Source organism: Rhodococcus sp. MEB041 (genome assembly GCF_030208955.1).
In the GTDB taxonomy this organism is placed as follows: Bacteria; Actinomycetota; Actinomycetes; order Mycobacteriales; family Mycobacteriaceae; genus Rhodococcoides.
Window position 1 is genome coordinate 837,813 of sequence record NZ_JARVSZ010000005.1, and the last position, 20,897, is coordinate 858,709.

Genomic DNA, 20,897 nt, shown 5'->3' on the forward strand with positions numbered 1-20,897 from the left:
GGATCAGGCCCTGATCCGCAGGCCACGCGGCGTCGCCGAGAAGCCCGCCTCGGTGAGGATCGTCGCGAAGACGGAGCCGTGGATGTCGCTCCCGTCGGTGCGTTCGATCACCAACTTGTCCACAGAGCGGGTGGTGACCAGCGCGGCGAGCGCCGACGCCGCGGTGACAAGCACGTCGCGCTCCTCGGTGAAGGTGAGCACCGTCTTGCCGCCCCGCTCGACGTACAGCACGAGTTCGCCGTCCACCATGACGACAAGGGCACCGGCCTTGCGTCCGGGGCGGTGCCCGGATGCCGCGTCCACAGGACTCTTGGGCCAGGGCAGTGCGGCGCCGTACGGGTTGGCGGGATCGGTCGCGGCAAGTGCGACGGCTCCGACAGCACGTTCCGACTCGCTGCGCAGTCGGTCGACGACGTCCGAGGTGGAGAACTGGGCGCCGCCGAGCGAGTCGACGAAATAGCCGCGTCGCGCCCGGCCGCTGTCCTCGAAGCCGGTGAGCACCTTGTAGACACCGCCGAAGCCGCCGGGGACGCCCTCGTTCATGACGGACCCTCGGGTGACGACGCCGTAGCGCTCGAGCAGGATGTCCGAGGTTGCATGTGCCCGGATGGTGGGGTCCGACTCGGCCTCCGGAAGTAGGGCCCACCGGCCACCCGCGGAGGGTGGTCCCGTGCGCGTCGGTAATGAGGGCCGCGCGAACCGCTGGTAGGACCGCGCCCGCGGCGAGCGTCGCGCGGGGCGGTGGCTCGGCGCCGAACGGGTGGTGCCGTGCAGCAGCGCTCGCAGCGGGGCGAACGTGTCGTTGGTGAGGTGCCCGGTCCACACCAGATCCCACAGTGCCGCAACCAGAGTCGGGTCGTCGGCCGGGGCGCCGGACTCGGTCTGATGCACTTGCCCGACAGTGTCGGACAGCTGCCGGAAGAAATACGCGCCGCCGCCCGAGAGCACCTGCAGCACCGTCTGCTGCAAATCCGTCAGCTCGTCGCCCTTGGCAGGCGGCAGCGTCACCGGGGCGGCGTCGGCGGGATGGAGGCAGATCCACCCGTCCTTCGAGGAGATCGCGCCGTGGCCGGACCACACGACTTCGCCGGTGGCGGTCAGCTCGTCGAGCATCGCGGGGGAGTAGTCCCGGACACGCTGGGGCAGGATCAGCGATTCCCAGGCCGAGGCGGGCGCGGGGACGCCGGCGAGCTGGTCGATGACCGTGGCCACGCCGTCGAGTCCGCGGAGGGTGCCGCCGACGTGTTGCCAGCGCGGGAGGAAGCGGCCGAGGACGCCGGTGGACACGGGTTCGACGTCCTGGCGTGCGGCGGCGAGCGAACGCCGGCGGAGCCTGCGCAGCACCTCGGCGTCACACCACTCACTGCCGGAACCGCCGGGCCGGAATTCACCTTCCACCACCCGCTTCTGGGCGACCAGGCGCAGCAGCACGTCACGGGCCACCGCCGACCCGATGCCGAAGCGGCCGGCGACGTCCGCGACCGAGAACGGACCGTGCGTGCGTGCGTAGCGGCTGACGAGGTCCCCGAGCGGGTCCTCGACGGGCTCGATGAACGCCGCCGGGGTGCCGATAGGCAACGGGACACCCAGCGCATCACGCAGTCTGCTGGCGTCCTCGATGGCGACCCACCACTGCGACCCGGCGAACGAGACCTCGAGGGCGCGGCGCGCCGCGGTGAGCTCGCCGGCCCACTGCGCTGCGGAGCCGGGCGACTCGATGCGTGCCTCGATCTCCGCCGTCGTGAGCGGGCCGAGCAGGCGCAGCAGATCGGCCACGCCCTCCGCGTCACGTGCCTTGCGGTCGTCGACGAGGCGCTGCAGTTCGAGCTCGGTGTCGGTGACGACGTCGCCATCGAGCAGGTCGCGCAGTTCGACGCGTCCGAGCAGCTCCGCCAGCAGCGAGGCGTCGAGAGACAGTGCAGCAGCACGACGCTCGGCGAGCGGGGAATCGCCCTCGTACATGAACTGCCCGACGTAGCTGAAGAGCAACGAGGTGGCGAACGGTGACGGGGAGTCGGTCTCGACGTCGACGATGCGGATCTGGCGGCGTGCGATCCGCACACACAGGTCCTCGAGTGCGGGCAGGTCGTACACGTCCTGCAGGCACTCGCGCACCGTCTCGAGCAGGATGGGGAACGTGGGGTACTTCTTGGCCACGTCGAGAAGCTGCGCGGCGCGTTGACGCTGCTGCCAGAGCGGCGCTCGCTTGCCCGGATTGCGGCGGGGCAGAAGCAGTGCGCGCGCGGCACATTCACGGAACCGCGACGCGAACAGGGCGGAGCCACCGACCTGCTCGGTGACGATGTCGGTGATCTCGTCCTTCTCGAAGACGAACAGGTCTGGGCCCGGCGGCTCGTCGTCGGTGTCCGGGAGCCGCACGATGATGCCGTCGTCGGACGCCGTGGGCTGCGAGTCGATGCCGTACCGCTCGATGAGGCGAGCGCCGATGGCGAGGGCCCACGGCGCGTGCACCTGCTGGCCGTACGGGGAGTGCAGCACCAGACGCCAGTCGCCCAGCTCGTCGCGGAACCGCTCGACCACCAAGGTGCGATCGGTGGGCATGTGGCCCGTCGCGGTGCGCTGCTCGGTGAGCAGCGCGGACAGGTTGTTCACCGCGTTGACGTCGAGCCCGCTCTCCTGCAGCCGGCCGCGCAGCGCGTCGTCGTCCGACGACTCGCGCAGGAACGCGCCCAGTGCCTCGCCCAGTTCGGCCGGGCGACCGAGTCCGTCGCCGTGCCAGAACGGCAGTCGGCCGGGCTGCCCGTAGGCCGGGCTGACGAGAACCCGATCGTGGGTGATCTCCTCGATGCGCCAACTGGTGGCACCGAGGGCGAAGACGTCTCCGACGCGCGACTCGTAGACCATCTCCTCGTCCAGTTCGCCGACGCGGCTGGCCTTCTCGCCGACCATGAAGACGCCGAACAGTCCGCGGTCGGGGATGGCGCCGCCCGAGGTGACCGCCAGGCGCTGGGCGCCGGGGCGACCGGTGAGCGACCCGCCGTCACGGTCCCACACCAATCGTGGTCGTAGCTCGGCGAACTCGTCCGACGGGTACTTTCCCGACAGCAGGTCCAGTGTGGACTCGTAGGCGGACCGGGGCAGCGACCCGAAATTGCCGGTGTGCCTGACCATGTCGAACCACTCGTCGGCGTCGATCGGTTCGAGGGCGCACGCGGCGACCGTGTGCTGGGCGAGGATGTCCAGGGGATTGGCCGGCACCTTCAGCGCCTCGATGTGCCCGTCGGTCATCCGCTGCACGGTCACGGCGCAGTGGATCAGGTCGGTGCGGTGCTTCGGGAACAGCACGCCGCGGGAGATCTCGCCGACCTGGTGGCCGGCGCGACCGACACGCTGCAGACCGCTGGCCACGGACGGCGGCGCCTCGACCTGCACCACCAGATCGACTGCGCCCATGTCGATACCGAGTTCGAGGCTGCTGGTGGCGACGACGCACTTCAGTCGGCCGGACTTCAGGTCGTCCTCGATGAGCGCGCGCTGATCCTTGCTCACGCTGCCGTGGTGTGCGCGGGCCAGCAGCGGCTCGGCGCCGTGGACGACGTCCCCGGACGCGCCGATCTGGGACGGCGGCGCGTGATCGACGGGGGCACCGTCACCGAGGCGTTCGGCGTAGATCTCGTTGAGGCGCGCGGTGAGTCGCTCCGAGAGCCGTCGAGAATTGGCGAAGACGATGGACGACCGGTGCTCCAGGACGAGGTCGACGATCTGCGCCTCGACATGCGGCCAGATGGACCCCTGCTGCGGAGCGGCGGAGGCCGACCCCTCCTGCGGCTCGGTGGTGCCGAGTTCCGTCATGTCCTCCACCGGAACGCGCACCGAGAGGTCGAACGTCTTCGGCGACGGCGGGCACACGATGCTGATGGGTGCGGACCCGGTGAGGAAGCGTCCCACCTCCTCGTGTGGACGGACGGTGGCGGAGAGCCCGATGCGCTGAGCGGGCTTGTCCAACCTCGCGTCGAGACGCTCCAGCGACAGCGCCAGGTGCGCGCCGCGCTTGGTGCCGGCGACGGCATGCACCTCGTCGACGATGACGGTGTCGACGCGTTCGAGGGATTCGCGTGCCGCGGACGTCAGCATCAGGAACAACGACTCGGGTGTCGTGATGAGGATGTCCGGCGGCGTCTTGAGCATCAGACGACGATCGGCGGGGCTGGTGTCGCCGGAGCGCACGCCCACCGAGATCTCCGGCGGCGCGACCCCCTGCAACTTGGCCGTCTGCGTGATGCCGACCAGGGGAGCGCGCAGGTTGCGCTCGACGTCCACCGCGAGCGCCTTCAGCGGCGAGACGTACAACACGCGGGTGCCGGGTGCCGTGTCCTCGGGATCACGGCTGACCAGCTTGTCCAGCGCCCACAGGAACGCGGACAGGGTCTTGCCGGAGCCGGTGGGAGCGACGACCAAGGTGTGCGCGCCGCTGGAGATGGAGTCCCACGCGCCGAGCTGAGCGGCGGTGGGCGCGGGGAAGGCGCCGTCGAACCACGCCCGCGTCGGAGCCGTGAACCGCGCGAGCACGTCCTCGGGCGACGGAGCGGTGGGGTTCTTCACCTCTCCATAGTGCACGGACCCACCGACACGGTCGCCGGATGAGCGTCCCCACCCCGCCGCGAGTACGTCGATAATGTCAATGAGAAGGCCGGGATCACAGCACTCTGGACGTACTCGCGAGGTGTGGCGGCGCGACGATCAGTCGTGCAGGCGTTCCTCGCCGCGATTGCGGAAGAACTTGAAACCCGGGATGCCGATGACGGCCTTGCGCACGTCCTTGGTCACCTCGAGCAATTCGTGGATCTCGGGGGAGACCGTGTCGAGCGTCGCGAGGATCGGCATGATCCCCTCCATCCGCTGCACCAGCTCCGGCAGCTGGTCCACGAGCTTCACCGCCGCCTCCACCTCGGCCTCGGAGAAGTTGTCCACGAAGGTGCGGCCCAGCGGGATCGCGCGCGCGGTGATGGGTTCGAGCTCGGAGATAATCGCCAGCGCCTTGGACGAGGCGGACTCCGCTCCGACGATGACGCCCTGCGCGTCCTCGGTGGTGGCCGAGACCTTGCCGATGACCGTCTGGGCCTGGTCGGTGATGCGCTCGATCGCGGCGATGACCTCGTCGACACGAACGAACAGGTCGTCGATCCGCCGGGGCAGCTGAGCGACGAACGCGACGGTGTCGAGCGACCAGAGAACGGTCCCGCGGGCGAGTCCGAGCATGTTGCCGAGTGACGGTACGGGCAGCCGGACGGTACGCACCGACAGATCGTTGTCGGGTGCTCGGTGTCGATCCACGTCGGCCATGAGCACAGTCTGCACGGTGACGCCCCTCACGCGGCGGTATGCGAGCGCACCGCACCCGTAATGTCGAGAGCATGACTGCTTTCGTGACCGGGGCCAGCGGCTACATCGGTTCTCGCCTCGTCGACGCGCTCGTGTCGGCCGACGAGAGCGTCGTCGTGGGCTCGCGCACGCCGGAGAGGCTGACCGCCTTCGACTGGCACGACGACGTGCGGGCGGTGCGACTCGATGTGACCGACGCCGACTCGTGCGCCGAGGCGCTGTCCGCGGAGGACATCGACGTCGCGTACTACCTGGTGCACGCCATCGGGGAATCCGGCTACCGGGCCACCGACCTCGCGTCCGCCCGGCACTTCGCCGAGGCGGCACGCGCCGCGGGTGTCCGCCGCATCGTCTACCTCGGTGGCTTCGTCCCCGAGGGCGAGAAGCTGTCCGAGCACCTCGCGAGCCGCGCCGAGGTGGGCGAGGCGCTCACCATCGACGGCATCGAGGTGGTGTGGCTGCGCGCCGCCATCGTCATCGGCGCCGGATCGACGTCCTTCGAGATGATCCGGTACCTCGCGGACCGGCTGCCTGTGCTGCCGCTCCCGAGCTGGTTGAGCAAGCCGGTGCAGCCGATCGCCGTCGACGACGTCGTGCACTATCTCCTCGCGTGCGCGTCACCCGACGTGCCCGCCGACGCGTACGACATCGCGGGCCCCGAGATCCTTCCGTACAAGGACCTCGTCTTCGCCTACGTCCGCGCCGCCGAGCTGCATCGTCTGGGTGTGCCCACCCCGGGCATCCCGACCAAGCTCGCGGCTCTCGTGATCGGCCGACTGATCCCGGTTCCGGGACTGCTCGCCGACGACCTGGTGCAGTCTCTCGTGAACTCGATGACCGCCTCGGAGAACCGCATCTCGGAGTTCGTCCCCGAGCCCGAGGGCGGTCTCACCGACGTCGACGACGCCATGCGCCGAAGCCTGCTCGGCGCGAGCGCCACCCGCGGCCTGGCCACGACGCCCGACTCGCTGCGCCTGGTGTCCTCGGACGCGGAGTGGACCGGCGGCGACGTCCGCAGCATTCGCCGCCGCGGCGCCGAACTGCTGAGCGAGGACGGGTGGAAGCTCGCCGAGGCACTCGGCATCGGCGCGGTGCTCTACTCGTGGCCCGTCGCTCCGGTCGTCCGGACCAATCTGGACGTGGTTGCCGCGGTCTCGTCCCGGGTACGGTCTCTTCTGAAGTTCTAGTCGGTCTCTCGTTCACAGACCGCAAGTTCCGACACGACCGACAGGTTCGACGAGCCGGAGGAGTACTTCATGGTGTCCTGGCAGATGAGGGCCGAATCCATCGTGCGCAACGCGCTGGTGGACAAGGTCGACCGCGACCATCACGAGACCGATCGCGCCTTCCTACGGCGGCGCATCATCGTGGCGGTCGTGCTCGTCGTGGGCGCGACGCTGCTGGGAGTGTCGCTGTCGACCGAGCCCGGCGACCCCATGTTCTACACGCTGACCATCGCTCTGGCCCTGGTGTGGATCGTCGGTGGGTTCCTGTCCGGGCCACTGCACCTCGGTCGCATCAACTTCCGCGGCACCCTGCGGCGGCCGATCATCACGCCGATCGCGATCGGTCTGGCCGCGGGTGGCGTGTTCATCCTCGGCGCACTGGTCGTGCGGGAGATCCCGCCGCTGCGGGACTTCACGGCCAACGTCCTCGATCACGCCCGCGTCGGACCGCTCGCGCTCATCGTCTTCATCACGCTGTTCAACGGGGTCGCCGAGGAGATCTTCTTCCGCGGCGCTCTGTTCTCGGCCATCGGCGTGAAGCGGCCGGTCGTCATCTCGACGATCGTCTACACCATCGCCACTCTGGCCACGGGCAACCCGATGCTCGGCTTCGCCGCCATCACCCTCGGTTTCGTGCTGGGACTCGAACGCCGGGCGTCCGGCGGCATTCTCGCGCCGATCCTGACGCACGTCGCGTGGTCGACGGTCATGGTCTTCGCCATGCCACCACTGTTCGCCTGACGCTGCCCGATCGGGACGTGGCAGGGTAGCGCCCATGACCGGTGCACGAGGCAAGTCCGTCCGCTCGGACGATCTGGACGCCACCGATCGCGTGCTCGTGGAGGAACTGATCATCGACGGCCGCGCGACTCTCGCTCACCTCGCGGAGCGGGCGGGCCTCTCGGTCTCGGCCGTGCAGTCACGAGTGCGCAGGCTCGAGTCGTCCGGGGTCATCCTCGGATACACCGCGCGCGTCGATCGGGAGGCCATCGGCCAGCCACTGTCGGCGTTCGTGGCCATCACCCCCTTGGATCCGACGGCGCCCGACGACGCGCCCGCGCGTCTGCGGCCGCTGCCCGAGGTGCAGGCGTGCCATTCCGTGGCGGGGGAGGACAGCTATGTGCTGCTGGTCCGCGTGGCGTCACCGCGGGATCTCGAGCGACTCCTGCAGCAGATCCGGACCACTGCCAACGTGCAGACCCGCAGCACCATCATTCTGCAGACCTTCTACGACTCCTGATCGCGCTGCAGCATTCTCCAGACGCGGTCCGCCGACATCGGCAGTGTGTGCGGCCGTACGCCGACGGCGTCCGTGACGGCATTGGCCAACGCCGGTGCGACGGGGTTGTACGGAGACTCGCTCATCGACTTGGCACCCAGCGGCCCGAGCGCGTCATAGGTGTCCGCGAACAACACTCGGGTCGTCGGAACGTCGGCGAGTTGCGGGATGTGGTAGTTCCGTAGCGACGCTGTGGTCACGTGCCCCGTCTCGTCGAGCCTCATCTCCTCGTAGAGCGCTGCGCCCAGCGCCTGCGCCACACCACCTTCCACCTGCCCACGGCACTGCACCGGATTCATCACCGTGCCGGCGTCGACGGCCTGCACGGAGTCCAGGATCGCGACGCGGCCGCTCCCGGGGTCGACCGCGACCCGAAACCCGTGGACGTTGAACACCACCGAGCGAGGCGATCCGCCGTGGTACCCGTCCGCCGCCAACGGTCCGCCGTGGGCCGCGACGATCTCGTCGAGGGAGCACAGTGCGCCGTCCACCGTGACGCCCTCCGGACCGAGCACACCCTGCGTCGGCAGCGATCCGGTCAGGCTCGATGCGGCACCGATGATGCTCTCGCGCAACGACTCCGCGGCGAGTGCGACAGCCTTGCCGGCGACCACCGTGCCCGCCGACCCGAAGGCGCCCGTGTCGTGGGAGGTGACGTCGGTGTCCGACTGTGCGATCTCGATGCGGTCGACGGTCGTGTTCAGGATCGACGCCGCGATCTGACCGTGCACCGTCGTGGTGCCGTTACCGAACTCGGCGGTGCCGACGCGCACCAGGTAGCGCGCTCCGGGCAGAGCGGTGATCGACGCGTCGGAGACGTGGCCGCGCGGCGGCACGGTGGCATTCATGCCGATGGCCACGCCGACGCCCACCTGCCATCCGTCGGGCGCCGGCGATCCGGGCTCGGCGAGTGCCTCGTCCACGAGATCGAGGCACTGGTCGAGTCCGTAACTGCCGAACAGGAGGTCGCCGTCGAGGACGTGCGCGGCGACGAACGGATCACCCGGCACGACGACGTTGCGACGCCGGAACTCGATCGGATCGATGTGCAATCGGTGCGCCAACTCGTCGAGCGCCGACTCGACGGCGAAACCGGTCTGCCCGACGCCGTATCCGCGGAACGCGCCGGACGGAATCGTGTTCGTGTACACCGCTCTCGCCTCGACGCGCTTGGCCGCGCAGCGGTAGAGGGCGATCGAGTCGGTGGAATGGTGCAGCACACCGGGACTGTGGTTGCCGTAGGCGCCGGCATCGCTCAGCACGTCGAGGGTCAGCGCGGTGAGCGTGCCGTCGGCCGTGGCGGCTGCGGTGACCGACACCTCCATGGGATGCCGACAGGGCGCGACGGTGAACTGGTCGGCACGGGAGAACTCGAGCTGTACCGGTCGACGCACCGTCAGAGCGGCGAGCGTCACGAGATCCTCGGTGAGCATCTCCTGTTTGGCGCCGAACCCGCCACCGACCCGCGTCGTGAACACGCGCACGGTGTCGGGATCGAGGTCGAAGATGTGACACAGCTCGTCCCGTACGAGGAACGGGACCTGCGAGCTCGTGCGGACGGTCAGGCGCCCGTCCTCCGCGAACCAGGCGATCGCACCGTGCGTCTCAAGGTGAGTGTGCTGCACGCGGGCGGTGCGCCACGTTCCGGTCACCACGGCGTCCGCGGCCGCCAGGCCCGCCTCGACGTCGCCGGTCGTACCGCTCACCTCGGCCACGACGTTGCGCTCGACGTCCGCGATCCTGGCCTCGGTACCCTTGCCGGCGTGGACGATCGGGGCTCCCGGTGCGAGCGCGTCCGCTGGATGCAGCACGGCGGGCAGCACCTCGTACTCGACGACGAGGCGCCCTCTGCCCTCCTCCGCGGCGGCCACCGACTCGGCGATCACCGCCGCCACCCGCTGCCCGACGTAGCGGAGCTCGCGATCCAGAACGAGTGTGTCGTCGGGATCGTCGTCCCGTGACTCGTGGCGTGCGGTGGAGAAGGCGACGGGCGGCGCGTCCTCGTGGGTGAGCACCGCGACCACGCCCTCGACGGCCAGCGCGGCCGACGTGTCGATCGAGACGATGCGCGCACGGGCGTGGGGGCTCCCCAGCACCGACAGATGCAGTAGACCCGGCATCGCGACGTCGAGCGTGTAGGGCTCCGTTCCCGTGACGACGCGAGCGCTGGCCGGCGCGGCGACGGAGCGTCCGCACGCCGGTCCCTCGGTGGACTTCTCGATGGTGCGCACACCCGTGACCGCGTCGGTGATCGCCCGATACCCGGTGCAGCGACACAGGTTTCCCTTGAGCGAGGTGTCCAGATCCTCGGTCTGCTCGTCGGTGAGGGCGGCGGCGGTGACGATCATGCCGGCCGTGCAGAAGCCGCACTGGAATCCGGCGGCGTCGACGAATCGCTGCTGCATCGGATGCAGGTCGTCCGGCGTGCCCAGCCCGGCCACCGTGGTGACCTCCCGACCTTCGGCGCGGTAGGCCGGAACGATGCACGACTGGACGGCGGCACCGTCCAGCAGCACCGAGCACGCGCCGCAGTCGCCCGCGTCGCACCCCTTTTTCACCTCGAACCGTCCGATGTCGCGCAGGGCCGTGCGCAGGCACTGGCCCGGTCGCGGCGACATCTCCACGGTCTCCCCGTTGACTCCCACTCTCATGACAGCTCCTCGCAGATCTGCTGTGCCAGCAGGCCGCTCACGTGGCGTCGCCAGTCCGGTGCTCCGTGCACGTCGTCGTACCACTGGTCGGCGGGTATCGCGGCGTCGAGCAGCGCGGCCACGTCCTCGGCGTGCGGCACTGCCTCGAGTCGCAGCTGGTGCGGGCGGCGCGTCGACGCGGTGACGGTGAGGACGCACGATCCGTCGGCGTCCCGGCGACCGATCACGACGGCGCCGGAGCGCCCGCGAGGTGCCAAGGACATTCTGCGGCAGGCGAATCGGGAGCGCAGAACGGCGTCGTCGATCTCGATGCTGCGTATCACCTCGCCCGGTGCGAGCGACGTGCGTTGGGGTCCGGTGACCAGCGTGGCGACGGGTACGCGCCGCTCGTGACCGTCGGGGGTCCAGATCACCGCGACGCCGTCGAGCGCCGAACACAGTGAGGTCATGGATCCCGCGGGAAGTCCGAGGGCGATGTTCCCACCGACCGTGGCGAACTGCTGCACCTTGAACGACGCGAGCAACGCGTCGGAGCAGAGGGCCACCAGCGACTCGAGGTCCGGCCACCGCGGCGGCCACGACATCCGACGCAGCGTGTCCACGGTGCACGTCGCGGCGATCTCGAGCCCCTCACCGACGACGACGGGTTCCCAGCCGAGGTCCGTCAGATCGACCAGTCGGTGCACCCCCACCTGCGGTTCCGAGAAGACCCACGTCCCACCTGCCACCACGGCGGTGCCGCCGTCGATGACCGAGAGATCGCCCCGCGTACGAGCCCGGACGACCTCGCGCACGGTGTTCAGGTCCACGGAATCACCGCCCGGCCTTCGTGAGCAGCGCCGTGTGCGCCGCCGCCACGTCCCGGGCCACTGTCTCCTCGTCGACGGTCATGACCACCCCGTTCTCGACCACCACCCGCCCGTGCACGAGGAGCCGTTCGAGGGGCGGCCGGTCGCCCAGTACCAACGCGGCGACGGGATCGGTGATGCCGGCGTGGGCGGCGCCGTCGATGCGCCACAGCGCCAGATCGGCGAGCTTGCCCACCTCCAGCGAGCCGATCTCGTTCTCGCGCCCGAGGACTCGGGCACCGCCGAGTGTCGCGAGGTCGAGGCTCTCGCGCACGGTCATGGCGCGGGGTCCGCCGCGCGCCCGTGCGAACAGTGCCGCGTGGTGCGCCTCCTCGAGCATGCTGCAGGACTCGTTGCTGGCGGCACCGTCGACGCCGAGCCCCAGGGGAACCCGCGCGTCGATCAGATCGCGCGCTCGGGCGATGCCGGCGCCCAGCCGCGCGTTGGACGTGGGGCAGTGGGCCGCCCCGGTTCCGGTGGCCGCCATGGTCGCGATCGCGGCGTCGTCGAGATGCACGGCGTGCGCGTACCAGACGTCGTCGCCGACCCAGCCGACCGATTCCATGTACTGCACGGGAGTCATGCCGAAGTTGCTGCGGCAGAACTCCTCCTCGTCCAGGGTCTCGGCGAGGTGTGTGTGCAACCGGACGCCCAGCTCGCGCGCCAGCGTCGCCGATTCGCGGAGGAGGTCGCCGGTGACGGAGAACGGCGAGCACGGTGCGAGAGCGATGCGCAGCATCGATCCGAAGGACGGGTCGTGCCAGCGGTCGACCGCGGCGCTGCTCGCGGCCAGGATCGCATCGAGCGACTCCACGACGCTGTCCGGCGGCAGACCACCCTGACTGTGTCCCAGGTCCATCGATCCGCGCGTCGGGTGGAACCGCAGACCGACCGTCCTCGCGGCGTCGATCTCTGCGCCCAACACGTCGCCGCCGTCGTGGGGGAAGACGTAGAGGTGGTCGGTGGTGGTGGTGCATCCGGTCGCGGCCAACCGAGCGAGCCCACCCGTCGCTGCGACGCGGACCGAGTCGGCGTCGATGCCGGCCCACACGGGATATAGCGTCGTCAACCACTCGAAGAGCGTCGAGTCCGCAGCCAGACCGCGGGTGATCCACTGATAGAGATGGTGGTGCGTGTTCACGAGGCCGGGAGTCAGGACGCAACCGCGACCGTCGATGACGGTGTCCTCCGGACCGTCGGGACGCGGCGGCGGTGTCCCGTCGCCGAGCGCCGCGATGAGCCCGTCCTCGATCAGGACCCAGCCCGCCGCCCACTCGGAGCGGGCGGGATCCACGGTGATCACGTGGGCGCCCGTGATGAGAATGCGGTCCGGCACGTCGTACTCCTGTCCTCGCTGTGTCACCGAGTCAACACCGTGTCGGCCACCCGCGCAGGGCGCGCGCCGACGAAACGTGGCCGAAACGAGCGCCGCCTACTGTCGGATCCTCCAACGACGATGCGGGCGGGTGAACAGGTGTGCTGATCCAGGACGTGCTCGACGTACCGGAACTCGCGCTGCGGCGCCTCGTCGGCACCGACGACCAACTCGGTCGGACCGTGCGGTGGGCCTTCGCGACCGATCTGCCGGACCCGTCGCGCTACATCGTGGGCGGCGAGCTGGTCGTCACCGGCATGGTGTGGCGCCGCGCGCCGGAGGACAGCGATGCCTTCGTGGGGTCGGTCGTCGCGGCGGGCGCTGTGGCGCTCGCGGCGGGCGACGAAGTGTTCGGTTCCGTCCCCGACGACGTGGTGCGTGCGTGCGAGAAGTACTCGCTACCGCTGCTCGCGGTGCCGTCGGCGGTCGCGTTCGCGGACGTCATCGATGCCGTCACCAGCCGGGTGACCGGCGATCGGGTGGCGCGGCTCTCCGCCAGTCTGGCCCGCCAGCACCGATTGCTCACCGCGGTCACCGACGGACGCGCGCTCGCGGACCTCACGCACGAGACGGCGCGGGACACGGGCGTGACCTGCCGGATCGTCACCGCGGTGGGCCGGCCCGTGGTGTCCGCCGAGCCGTTGGCCACGGAGGTGGTGGATGCTCTCGTACGGGATGCGGCGCAGGGTGTTCCGTGCCGCGTGGTCACCGAGAACACGGTGCGGTCCGTGCTGCCCGTCGGATCGAGTTTCGGTCACCGTGCGACTGCGTGGTACCTCGTCGTGGACGGTGACCACGAGTGCATGGACGGGCAGGTTCTCGATGCGCTCGGTCAGCTGGCGAGCATCGCGGCCCTCGATCGCGTGCGCGTCGACGACGGCGCGCGGGTGCTGCGCACCATGGCCGACCGCGCGGCCGAACTCCTCGTCGACGGATCCGGAGAGCAGGCGCTGGAACGCATTCGACAGATCGGCGTCGACGTGACAGGAGACGTCGTCGCGCTGGCCGCCACCGCGGATCTGCCTGTCGAGGTCTTGGCCGCGGTGCTCACCGACGCGGCGCGGGAATCGGTCGACGGTGCGGTGAGTGTGGGAGTCACCGGCGGGGACCTCGTGATCGGCGTCGTCGGGCTACCTTCCGGTCGGACGTCCACCCGCATGGCCGCCGATCTCGCCCTTGCGCTGCGTCGACTCGAGGACACCGTGACCGGACGGATCGCCGTGGGCGTGGGTACGGCGGTGGAGGCCGCGGCCCTCGTCGGATGTGTGCGGTCGGCACAGCATGCGCGTGAGGTGGCGGCGGCATCGGCCGACCGGATCGCCGTGCGGACCAGCGCGGACACCGGGTCGGCCGCCGTCCTGCTCTCGGTGGTGCCGGACGGACTGCGCGCTGCCTATGCCCGGCGGGTGCTCGGCGCGGTACTCGACCACGACAGCCGCACCGACGCGGGACTGCTGGACACGCTGCGGGCGTACCTGCACCACGACGGTTCCTGGAGCCGCACGGCGGACGCCCTCCACGTGCACGTCAACACGGTGCGGTACCGCATCGGACGGGTGGAGGCGCTGACGGACCGAGACCTGGGGACGACGGAGGACCGCACCGACGTCTTCGTCGCGTTGGCCGTGCTCGGGCCTCAGCCGACGACGCTGTAACCCCGCCAGGCGGATCCCGCGTCGGGGGCGTCCTCGCGTTCGACGGTCGCCTGGATGAGCCCGTACGGACGGTCGTCGGCGTGGAAGACCTCGCCGTTGTTCTCGACGCCGAAACGGTCGAGGTCGTACAGGAAGTGGTGCTTGTTCGGTGCACTCATCCGGAGCTCCGCGATGAACGGGAATGCCTCCAGCGCAGCGCGTCCCATCGCGAAGAGTGTCTGCTGCAACGCGAGCGACTGGAGTGTGGCGAACTGCTCGATCATCACCGCCTTGACGCCGGCGTACACCTCGTCCCAGTCGACGTCGGTGGTGGTGTAGCGCCAGCGCGCCTCGAGTGAGGTGGCCATGACGCGATCATGAGTCGGGGCGAGCACGGTGTAGGAGTCCTCGAGGAAGCCGGCGAACTCGGACCCAGTCGACTTCAAAATGATCAGATCCTTGAAACCTGCGGTGACCCATGTCTTTTGCTCCGATCCGGTGCCGGCTACGGTGACCGAGGCGACCCGCGTCTCCTGGCCCTTGCGTACCCACGTGTGATCGTGCGGACGTCCGTCGACGGTGACGCGCTCCCACGCGTACTCCTCCAACTCGATGCGCGCTTCCGTCACCGGCTCGACGTCGTCGACGAAATGTCGTGCCAGATCGAGGCCGTACGACTCGAGATGCAGCAGGCCCTTCTCCTTCGCGTACGCGTAGGCGGTCTGCTTCTGCGTGTCCGTCGGCAGGACCGCGCCTTGGTCACCGACGAGATGGGCGGCGGAGAAGTCGCCCCGCAGTGCCGAGGACACGGAGATGTCCCGGATCTCGTGGCGGGCGGTGTCGCGGTAGATGCGCACCACTCGGTTCTCGGCCTTGCCGTACTGGTTGGCTCCCAGGACGATGTTCCCGGTCAGATCGGTCACGGGGTCAGCTTCCTCGATAGGTGGAGTACGCGAACGGGGACAGCAGAAGCGGAACATGGTGGTGCGCATCGACATCGAGGACGGTGAAGGTGATGGACACCTCGGGGTAGAAGGTCTGCGTCCCGGACTGCTCGAAGTACGCGGCGGTGTCGAACACGAGTGTGTAGACACCGGCCACCGCGTCGTCCGGGAGCAGTTCCTTGGCGCGTCCCTCCTCGTCGGTGATGCCGGTGGTGACCACGTCGCCGTGCTCGTCGACCACCGCGAGACCCACCCCCGTCGCCGGTGTCCCGTGCACCGCGTCGAGGACGTGGGTGCTGACGCTCACTGTTCGGTCCGCTCGGTCAGCATGCGGGTCAACCTGATTCGATTGATCTTCGCCAGTTCGGTTCTCATCACGCGCCTCTCCGTCTCCGGATCGTTGTCGAGCCTCTCGGTGAGGATAGCGAGAAGCTCCGTCGCAGGGCGGCCCGTCGCACACACCAGGTAGACGTGGCCGAACTTCTCCTCGTAGGTCCGATTCCCCGCCGCGAGTGCGTCCTTGACGCCCTGGTCCGCCTCGCTCACCGCGGCCTGCTCGCGCTGTGACGACGAGCCGGCGGTCACCGAGGCACCGATACGTGGATGACCGTCGAGTGCGCGGTCGATCTCCGTCTCGGACAGTTCCGCCAACTCGCTGTCGGCGCGTTCCAGGAGGGCCTCGGCGCTGTCGAAGGGGCGACCGACGGCCACCCGGCGCGCCCAGATGGACGACGAGCAGCACTCGAACAAGGCGTGCATCGCGGCGCGATCGGACAGCCGATTGAATCCGTCGAGCCCGAGTGCTTCGTGCAGGAACACGAGCGTTCCCTTCTGTGGTGGGGATCAGGACAGGTCGTTCAGTCTGCCGAAACGCGCCGCGGCGATGGGATTCGCATCGGCGACCAGGTCGTCGAACCGGTGGTTCGCGATCTTCGCGACCTCGATCATGGCGAACGACCGCTCCGCACCCGGTGAGTTCTCCATCCGCGACCACCCGTTGGCGAGCACCCGGTCGTAGCGCTCGGTCTCGGCCGCGCAGATGACGAGGGGGAAGCCGAAGTGATCCCGGTAGGCGGTGGCCAGGTCGACCACCGAGCGGTGCTCCTCGTCGCCGAGGTGCGCGAGCGAGACGTGGTCCTTGGCGAACGCGGTGCCGGCGTCGTCCTCGCTGCCCAGATCGGGGAAGGCGCTGATCAGCTCGACCTGCTCCTCCGTGGTGCCTGCGAGCAGGGAATCCTGGAACGCCTCCCGCAGTGCATGAGCATCCGCGTAGGGCCGCTGCTCGTACGCGCGACGCACCACCCAGTCCGATCCCTGCACCACGTCGCCGAACGTCGTCGAGAACTCGTCGAGGCTCATCTCGTTGACGGCGTCGAGGGTGATCGAGTCGCCGGGGGAGCCCGCCACCGTCGCCCCGCGCGAGCCACCCACGTGGAAGAACAGGATGTTGAGGACGATCGCGGTGAACGCACCCAGCACTATGCCGCTCGAGAACAGCAGCTCGAGCCAGCTCGGAACACCCTCCGAGACGGTCGGCTGGATCGTGACCAGCAGGGCCAGACCGAGACTCGTCGCGACGATGATGAGGTTGCGGTGGTCGGTGAAGTCCACCTTCGACAGGGTCTGGATGCCCACGACCGCCACGGTGGCGAAGAGCGCCAGCGCGGCGCCGCCCAGGACGGGTGACGGAATGGACGCGACCACGGCCGCCGTCTTCGGCAGCAGGCCCAGGACGATCATGATGACACCGGCGGCAGCAACCACCCACCGGCTGCGCACGCGCGTCAGGCGCACCAGGCCGACGTTCTCCGAAAAGGCCGTGTACGGGAACGAGTTGAAGGAGCCGCCGATCACCGTGGCCACGCCGTCGGCACGCAGGGTGGCGGCGATGTCGTCCTTCGTGATCCGCTTGCCGACGATCTCACCCGTCGCGAAGACGCTGCCCGTCGACTCGACCGCCGTGATCATCAGGACCACGATCATCGAGATGATGGCGATGACACTGAACTTGGGCGCGCCGAACAGGAACGGCTGCGTGAACCCTACCCACGACGCCTCGGAGACACCGTCGAACGTCATGTCGCCCAACACGTACGCGGTGGCGCTGCCGATGACGAGTCCCAGCAACACGGCGATGGTGGCGGTGAAGCCGCGGAAGAATCGCTGGATCAGCACGATGATCACCAGCGTGCCGATCGCGTAGGCCATCCAGCGACCGTTGGTCGGATCCTGTTCGTGCGTAGCAGGATTGGTGACGGCGTCGTTGACGGCCACCGGCAGCAGGGCGATACCGATGATGGCAATGACCGTTCCGGTCACCACCGGCGGGAAGAACCTCAGCAGCCTGCTGAACCAGGGGGCGATGAGAAACGTGAACAGGCCCGCCACGATCACGGCGCCGTACACGTACAGCAGGCCCTCGGTCCCGCCGCCGTTCGCCATCGCGATCGCGATGACCGGGCTGACACCGGCGAAGGTGACGCCCTGCAGGAGCGGCAGCTTCACACCGATCTTCCGGAAGCCGACCGCCTGGATGATCGAGGCGATGCCACACGTGAAGAGGTCGGCGTTGATCAGGTGGATCAACTGCTCATTGGTGAGGCCGATGGCCCCACCGATGATGATCGGGACCAGCACAGCTCCCGCGTAGAACGCGACGACGTGTTGGAACCCGTAGGCCGCCAGCTTGTGGGCGGGGAGAACCTCGTCGACGGGGTGACGCCGCGTGACGGCGGAGCGAACAGTCATGAGTGGACCTGGTTCCAGGCGAGGGCCGAAAAGGCCTGAGGCGGTGCCCTGCGACGGTGCAGGGCGGCGAGTGACCGGAGTGCGGTGCGATCAGACTCCGCCATGCGGGGCCACCCCGCCAGTCGAGACCGCACAAAGTCGGGGCACCGGTCCGCGCTGGTCGTTGGGTGATCCGCCAACAGGTGGTGAAGAGTGAGGGGCGATGAGCAACCACTATCACCACCTGGTGTTCGGACCCTCGGCGCTGGCGCGGCAGCGCGCGAAGGGCAGCTACACGGCCTACGGTGCGCAGGCGGAACGCGGCGACGACGGACCCGACGCACTCGACGGCCGCGAGAAGGTGATCATCCGCGCCGCGGACCAGTTCTACCTGTCGACAGTCACCGAGACCGGATGGCCCTACGTCCAGTACCGCAGCGGGCCGGCCGGGTTCCTGCAGGTGCTCGACGACCACACACTCGCGTTCGCCGACTTCGCCGGGAACAACCAGTACGTGACGGCCGGCAATCTCGACGCGAACGACCGCGTGGCGCTGATCGTCGTGGACTACCCGCGCCGCCAGCGCGTGAAGATCTACGGGCGCGCGACGGTGGTCGAGGGAAGTGCGGACCCGGCGTTGCTCGAGCGACTTCGGCAGGTGCCCGGCGGCACCGTCGAGTCGCGGTGCGAGCGCAGCGTCGTGATCTCCGTCGAGGCGATCGACTGGAACTGCACCCGCAGCATCATCCCGCGCTACGACCAGGACTACGTGAGCAGGATGGGTGCGCTGTACGAGCGCGACGCCGCGGCGCGGGAGAAGGTGCTGCTCGACCGCATCGCGGAGCTCGAGGCGAGGCTGGAGTAGGCGTGGCGTGGGGTGCGCGGGGTGTTCCACTCGCGGCCAGTGGGGGCGGGCTCCCGCGTGTGGGTGCGGAAAGTGGGTCGTGGCGCCCGGGAGGTGCTCGGCGCGCACTGGCGCCGGGGACGCAGCCCGTGCAGGGTGGTCGCATGACGACGGTCGGCGTGGTGCTCGCGGCGGGTGCGGGCACCCGGTACGGCGCCCCCAAGATCCTGGCGCACGACGGGCTCTGGTTGGACCTGGCGGTGCGGGCGCTGCGCGAGGGCGGGTGCGACGAGGTCCTGGTCGTCGTGGGTGCCGCGGCGCCGGAGATGCCTCCCGGCGCGCAGGCCGTGGTGAACGACGAGTGGCGCACCGGCATGGGCAGCTCGGTGCGGGTGGGCCTGAAGGCATGTGAGACGACCGACGCCGACCACGCGGTGCTGCACCTGGTGGACACCCCCGACATCGGCGCCGAGGTGGTGGGGCGGGTTCTCGACCATGCCGCGGACACTGGAATCGCGCGGGCCACCTTCGATGACACTCCCGGTCACCCCGTGGTGCTCGCGCGCCGGTGGTGGGCGGAGGTCGCGGAGGCTGCGAAGGGGGATCAGGGCGCCCGCACCTTCCTCCGCGGCAACCCCGACGTGATCACCGTCGAGTGCGGGGACCTCGCGACGGGTCGCGATCACGACCGCCCGAGCCCCTGACGATTACGCCGAGGCCCGGCTGGGCACAGGACAGTCATGCCGATGAGTTCGTCCGAAGGTAAGTCCTGGACCCGCGACCGTGTCCACGCCCTGGGGTCCGAGCGACCCGTCTCCGTGCTCGACATCGGACCGGGGGTGGGGACCTACGCGAAACTGCTTGCAGGACCGCAGCTCTCCCGCATCACCGGTGTCGAGATCTGGGAGCCGTACGTGGAGACCTACCGCCTCCACGAGTACTACGACGAGATCATCCTCGGTGACGCGCGCACGGTGGATCTGCCGACGGCGGACGTGGTGATCATCGGCGACGTGGCGGAGCACATGACCGAGGCCGACGCGGTGGCGCTGTGGGCCAAGTGCTGTGCGGTCGCGACGCGGGCGGCGTACCTGTCGATCCCGATCGTCCACTACCCGCAGCACGAGATCGAGGGCAATCCGCACGAGATCCACGTCGACGAGGACTGGAATCACGAGCGCGTGCTGTCCTCCTTCGAGGGCATCGGCGCCTGGGAACTCGGGTCCGAGGTCGGCGTCTACGAACGACTGCTCGCCTGACAGGACCGGAGAAGCCTGCCCAGTTCCTCGAGGTCGTCGACGACGAACTCCCAGTCGTCGGTGGGTTCGGACTCGGTCTGCTGCGGTCCGTGCTCGTGCGGGCGGCGCACGAAGGCGGTCTGTAGTCCGCACCCACGGGCGGCGGCGAGATCATCGTTGTGTGTCGCGACCATCAGGCACTGGCCGGGAGCGAGATCGAGCAACTCCGCCGTCCGCAGATACGACTCGGGAGTCGGCTTGTAGGCCTGCACCACCTCCGCGCCGAGGACCGCGTCCCAGGGGATGCCGGCACGCTTGGCCATGTCGAGGAGCAACGACACGTTGCCGTTGGACAGGGGTGCCACGATGACGGACTCGCGGACGGCTGCGATACCGGCGACCGAGTCCGGCCACGGCGGCAAGCGGTGCCACGCCAGAGTCAGATCGTCGACCGCCTCGGTGGGGAGCACGTACTCCGCCAGCAGTTCCACGAGACTCTCGCGGTGCAGCACGTCGAGCTTGGTGAAGGGGCGCTCACCGGTCCGGATCGGTTGCATCGAGGGCTGGTACCTCGCACGCCACAGGTCCGCGAAGTCGCCCGGATCGATGTCGTCGCGTTCGGGGGCGTACTCCTCCAGCCAGCGCCGCACCTCGTCGGCGATACCCCCGCGCCAGTCGACGACGGTGCCGAACACGTCGAAGAGAGCGGCCCGGACCTCTGTCACGACGAGTGCCCGTACGAGCCGGGAGACGGGAACGCCCGCCCTCGTCGATCGGTTCTCACGTGC

General features: G+C 69.4%; 17 protein-coding genes. 7 read left to right on the forward strand and 10 right to left on the reverse strand.

Annotated elements, in window-relative coordinates; translation table 11 throughout:
• Positions 1–3 precede the first annotated feature (3 nt).
• Together QRN16_RS18105 and QRN16_RS18110 are read right to left on the reverse strand one after the other, a co-directional pair.
• A complete protein-coding gene (locus QRN16_RS18105) occupies positions 4–4,563 on the reverse strand; it encodes an ATP-dependent helicase (protein ID WP_285188755.1) in 4,560 nt (1,519 codons plus the stop codon).
• A 138-nt stretch (positions 4,564–4,701) separates the two neighbouring features.
• Positions 4,702–5,304 (reverse strand): DUF2059 domain-containing protein, encoded by a 603-nt coding sequence (locus tag QRN16_RS18110; protein WP_285188757.1) that lies wholly within the window; start codon positions 5,302–5,304, stop codon positions 4,702–4,704.
• Positions 5,305–5,375: 71 nt separating this feature from the next.
• On the opposite strand from QRN16_RS18110, the gene QRN16_RS18115 reads away from it, so the two are divergent.
• From QRN16_RS18115 to QRN16_RS18125, 3 genes are all read left to right on the forward strand, one after another.
• Positions 5,376–6,530: an NAD(P)H-binding protein gene (locus tag QRN16_RS18115; RefSeq protein ID WP_056447708.1), complete on the forward strand. Its 1,155-nt coding sequence runs from the start codon at positions 5,376–5,378 to the stop codon at positions 6,528–6,530.
• Between the two features lie 69 nt (positions 6,531–6,599).
• The gene (locus tag QRN16_RS18120) at positions 6,600–7,310 is read left to right on the forward strand and encodes a CPBP family intramembrane glutamic endopeptidase (RefSeq protein WP_056447710.1); all 711 of its coding nucleotides are present in this window, start codon (positions 6,600–6,602) and stop codon (positions 7,308–7,310) included.
• Between the two features lie 34 nt (positions 7,311–7,344).
• Positions 7,345–7,809: an Lrp/AsnC family transcriptional regulator gene (locus QRN16_RS18125; RefSeq protein WP_285188761.1), complete on the forward strand. Its 465-nt coding sequence runs from the start codon at positions 7,345–7,347 to the stop codon at positions 7,807–7,809.
• Here the strand turns inward: QRN16_RS18125 and QRN16_RS18130 are convergent.
• Genes QRN16_RS18130 through QRN16_RS18140 form a run of 3 tightly spaced genes read right to left on the reverse strand, consistent with a single transcriptional unit; the run spans position 7,797 to position 12,683 of the window.
• Positions 7,797–10,499 (reverse strand): molybdopterin-dependent oxidoreductase, encoded by a 2,703-nt coding sequence (locus QRN16_RS18130; protein WP_285188763.1) that lies wholly within the window; start codon positions 10,497–10,499, stop codon positions 7,797–7,799. The two genes, QRN16_RS18125 and QRN16_RS18130, sit on opposite strands and share 13 nt — an antisense overlap.
• Positions 10,496–11,308 carry an FAD binding domain-containing protein gene (locus QRN16_RS18135; protein WP_285188764.1) on the reverse strand — a complete coding sequence of 271 codons (813 nt, stop codon included), beginning with the start codon at positions 11,306–11,308 and terminating at the stop codon, positions 10,496–10,498. The genes QRN16_RS18130 and QRN16_RS18135 overlap by 4 nt, the downstream gene beginning before the upstream one ends.
• A 4-nt stretch (positions 11,309–11,312) precedes the next feature.
• On the reverse strand, positions 11,313–12,683 hold the full coding sequence (locus QRN16_RS18140) for an 8-oxoguanine deaminase (RefSeq protein WP_285188765.1): 1,371 nt from the start codon (positions 12,681–12,683) through the stop codon (positions 11,313–11,315).
• 140 nt (positions 12,684–12,823) lie between these two features.
• On the opposite strand from QRN16_RS18140, the gene QRN16_RS18145 reads away from it, so the two are divergent.
• A complete protein-coding gene (locus QRN16_RS18145; protein ID WP_285188767.1) occupies positions 12,824–14,377 on the forward strand; it encodes a PucR family transcriptional regulator in 1,554 nt (517 codons plus the stop codon).
• On the opposite strand, the gene pucL is transcribed toward QRN16_RS18145, so the two are convergent.
• Genes pucL through QRN16_RS18165 form a run of 4 tightly spaced genes read right to left on the reverse strand, consistent with a single transcriptional unit; the run spans position 14,359 to position 18,048 of the window.
• Positions 14,359–15,279, reverse strand: coding sequence for a factor-independent urate hydroxylase (gene pucL, locus QRN16_RS18150; protein ID WP_056447718.1), 921 nt, complete (start codon positions 15,277–15,279; stop codon positions 14,359–14,361). The two genes, QRN16_RS18145 and pucL, sit on opposite strands and share 19 nt — an antisense overlap.
• A gap of 4 nt (positions 15,280–15,283) precedes the next feature.
• Positions 15,284–15,607, reverse strand: coding sequence for a hydroxyisourate hydrolase (uraH, locus tag QRN16_RS18155; protein ID WP_027503685.1), 324 nt, complete (start codon positions 15,605–15,607; stop codon positions 15,284–15,286).
• The gene (gene uraD / locus QRN16_RS18160; protein ID WP_285189022.1) at positions 15,604–16,113 is read right to left on the reverse strand and encodes a 2-oxo-4-hydroxy-4-carboxy-5-ureidoimidazoline decarboxylase; all 510 of its coding nucleotides are present in this window, start codon (positions 16,111–16,113) and stop codon (positions 15,604–15,606) included. Before uraD ends, uraH begins: the two co-directional genes overlap by 4 nt.
• Positions 16,114–16,143: 30 nt before the next feature.
• Positions 16,144–18,048, reverse strand: a complete 1,905-nt coding sequence (locus QRN16_RS18165) for a solute carrier family 23 protein (protein WP_285188770.1) — start codon at positions 18,046–18,048, stop codon at positions 16,144–16,146.
• Between the two features lie 202 nt (positions 18,049–18,250).
• On the opposite strand from QRN16_RS18165, the gene QRN16_RS18170 reads away from it, so the two are divergent.
• The 3 genes from QRN16_RS18170 to QRN16_RS18180 all read left to right on the forward strand — a co-directional run bounded on the left by QRN16_RS18170 (position 18,251) and on the right by QRN16_RS18180 (position 20,130).
• Positions 18,251–18,892 carry a pyridoxamine 5'-phosphate oxidase family protein gene (locus tag QRN16_RS18170; protein ID WP_285188772.1) on the forward strand — a complete coding sequence of 214 codons (642 nt, stop codon included), beginning with the start codon at positions 18,251–18,253 and terminating at the stop codon, positions 18,890–18,892.
• 143 nt (positions 18,893–19,035) lie between these two features.
• A complete protein-coding gene (locus QRN16_RS18175; RefSeq protein WP_285188774.1) occupies positions 19,036–19,575 on the forward strand; it encodes a nucleotidyltransferase family protein in 540 nt (179 codons plus the stop codon).
• Positions 19,576–19,617: 42 nt separating this feature from the next.
• On the forward strand, positions 19,618–20,130 hold the full coding sequence (locus QRN16_RS18180) for a class I SAM-dependent methyltransferase (RefSeq protein WP_285188776.1): 513 nt from the start codon (positions 19,618–19,620) through the stop codon (positions 20,128–20,130).
• Here the strand turns inward: QRN16_RS18180 and QRN16_RS18185 are convergent.
• Positions 20,109–20,834 (reverse strand): haloacid dehalogenase type II, encoded by a 726-nt coding sequence (locus tag QRN16_RS18185; protein WP_285188778.1) that lies wholly within the window; start codon positions 20,832–20,834, stop codon positions 20,109–20,111. The genes QRN16_RS18180 and QRN16_RS18185 overlap by 22 nt on opposite strands.
• Between the last annotated feature and the right edge of the window lie 63 nt (positions 20,835–20,897).

Bases quoted from the DNA above. Each gene is read 5' to 3' on its own strand.
- QRN16_RS18110 (WP_285188757.1), bottom strand. From the start codon at position 5,304: ATGGCCGACGTGGATCGACACCGAGCACCCGACAACGATCTGTCGGTG.
- QRN16_RS18115 (WP_056447708.1), top strand. From the start codon at position 5,376: ATGACTGCTTTCGTGACCGGGGCCAGCGGCTACATCGGTTCTCGCCTC.
- QRN16_RS18120 (WP_056447710.1), top strand. From the start codon at position 6,600: ATGGTGTCCTGGCAGATGAGGGCCGAATCCATCGTGCGCAACGCGCTG.
- QRN16_RS18125 (WP_285188761.1), top strand. From the start codon at position 7,345: ATGACCGGTGCACGAGGCAAGTCCGTCCGCTCGGACGATCTGGACGCC.
- QRN16_RS18130 (WP_285188763.1), bottom strand. From the start codon at position 10,499: ATGAGAGTGGGAGTCAACGGGGAGACCGTGGAGATGTCGCCGCGACCG.
- QRN16_RS18165 (WP_285188770.1), bottom strand. From the start codon at position 18,048: ATGACTGTTCGCTCCGCCGTCACGCGGCGTCACCCCGTCGACGAGGTT.
- QRN16_RS18170 (WP_285188772.1), top strand. From the start codon at position 18,251: ATGAGCAACCACTATCACCACCTGGTGTTCGGACCCTCGGCGCTGGCG.
- QRN16_RS18175 (WP_285188774.1), top strand. From the start codon at position 19,036: ATGACGACGGTCGGCGTGGTGCTCGCGGCGGGTGCGGGCACCCGGTAC.
- QRN16_RS18180 (WP_285188776.1), top strand. From the start codon at position 19,618: ATGAGTTCGTCCGAAGGTAAGTCCTGGACCCGCGACCGTGTCCACGCC.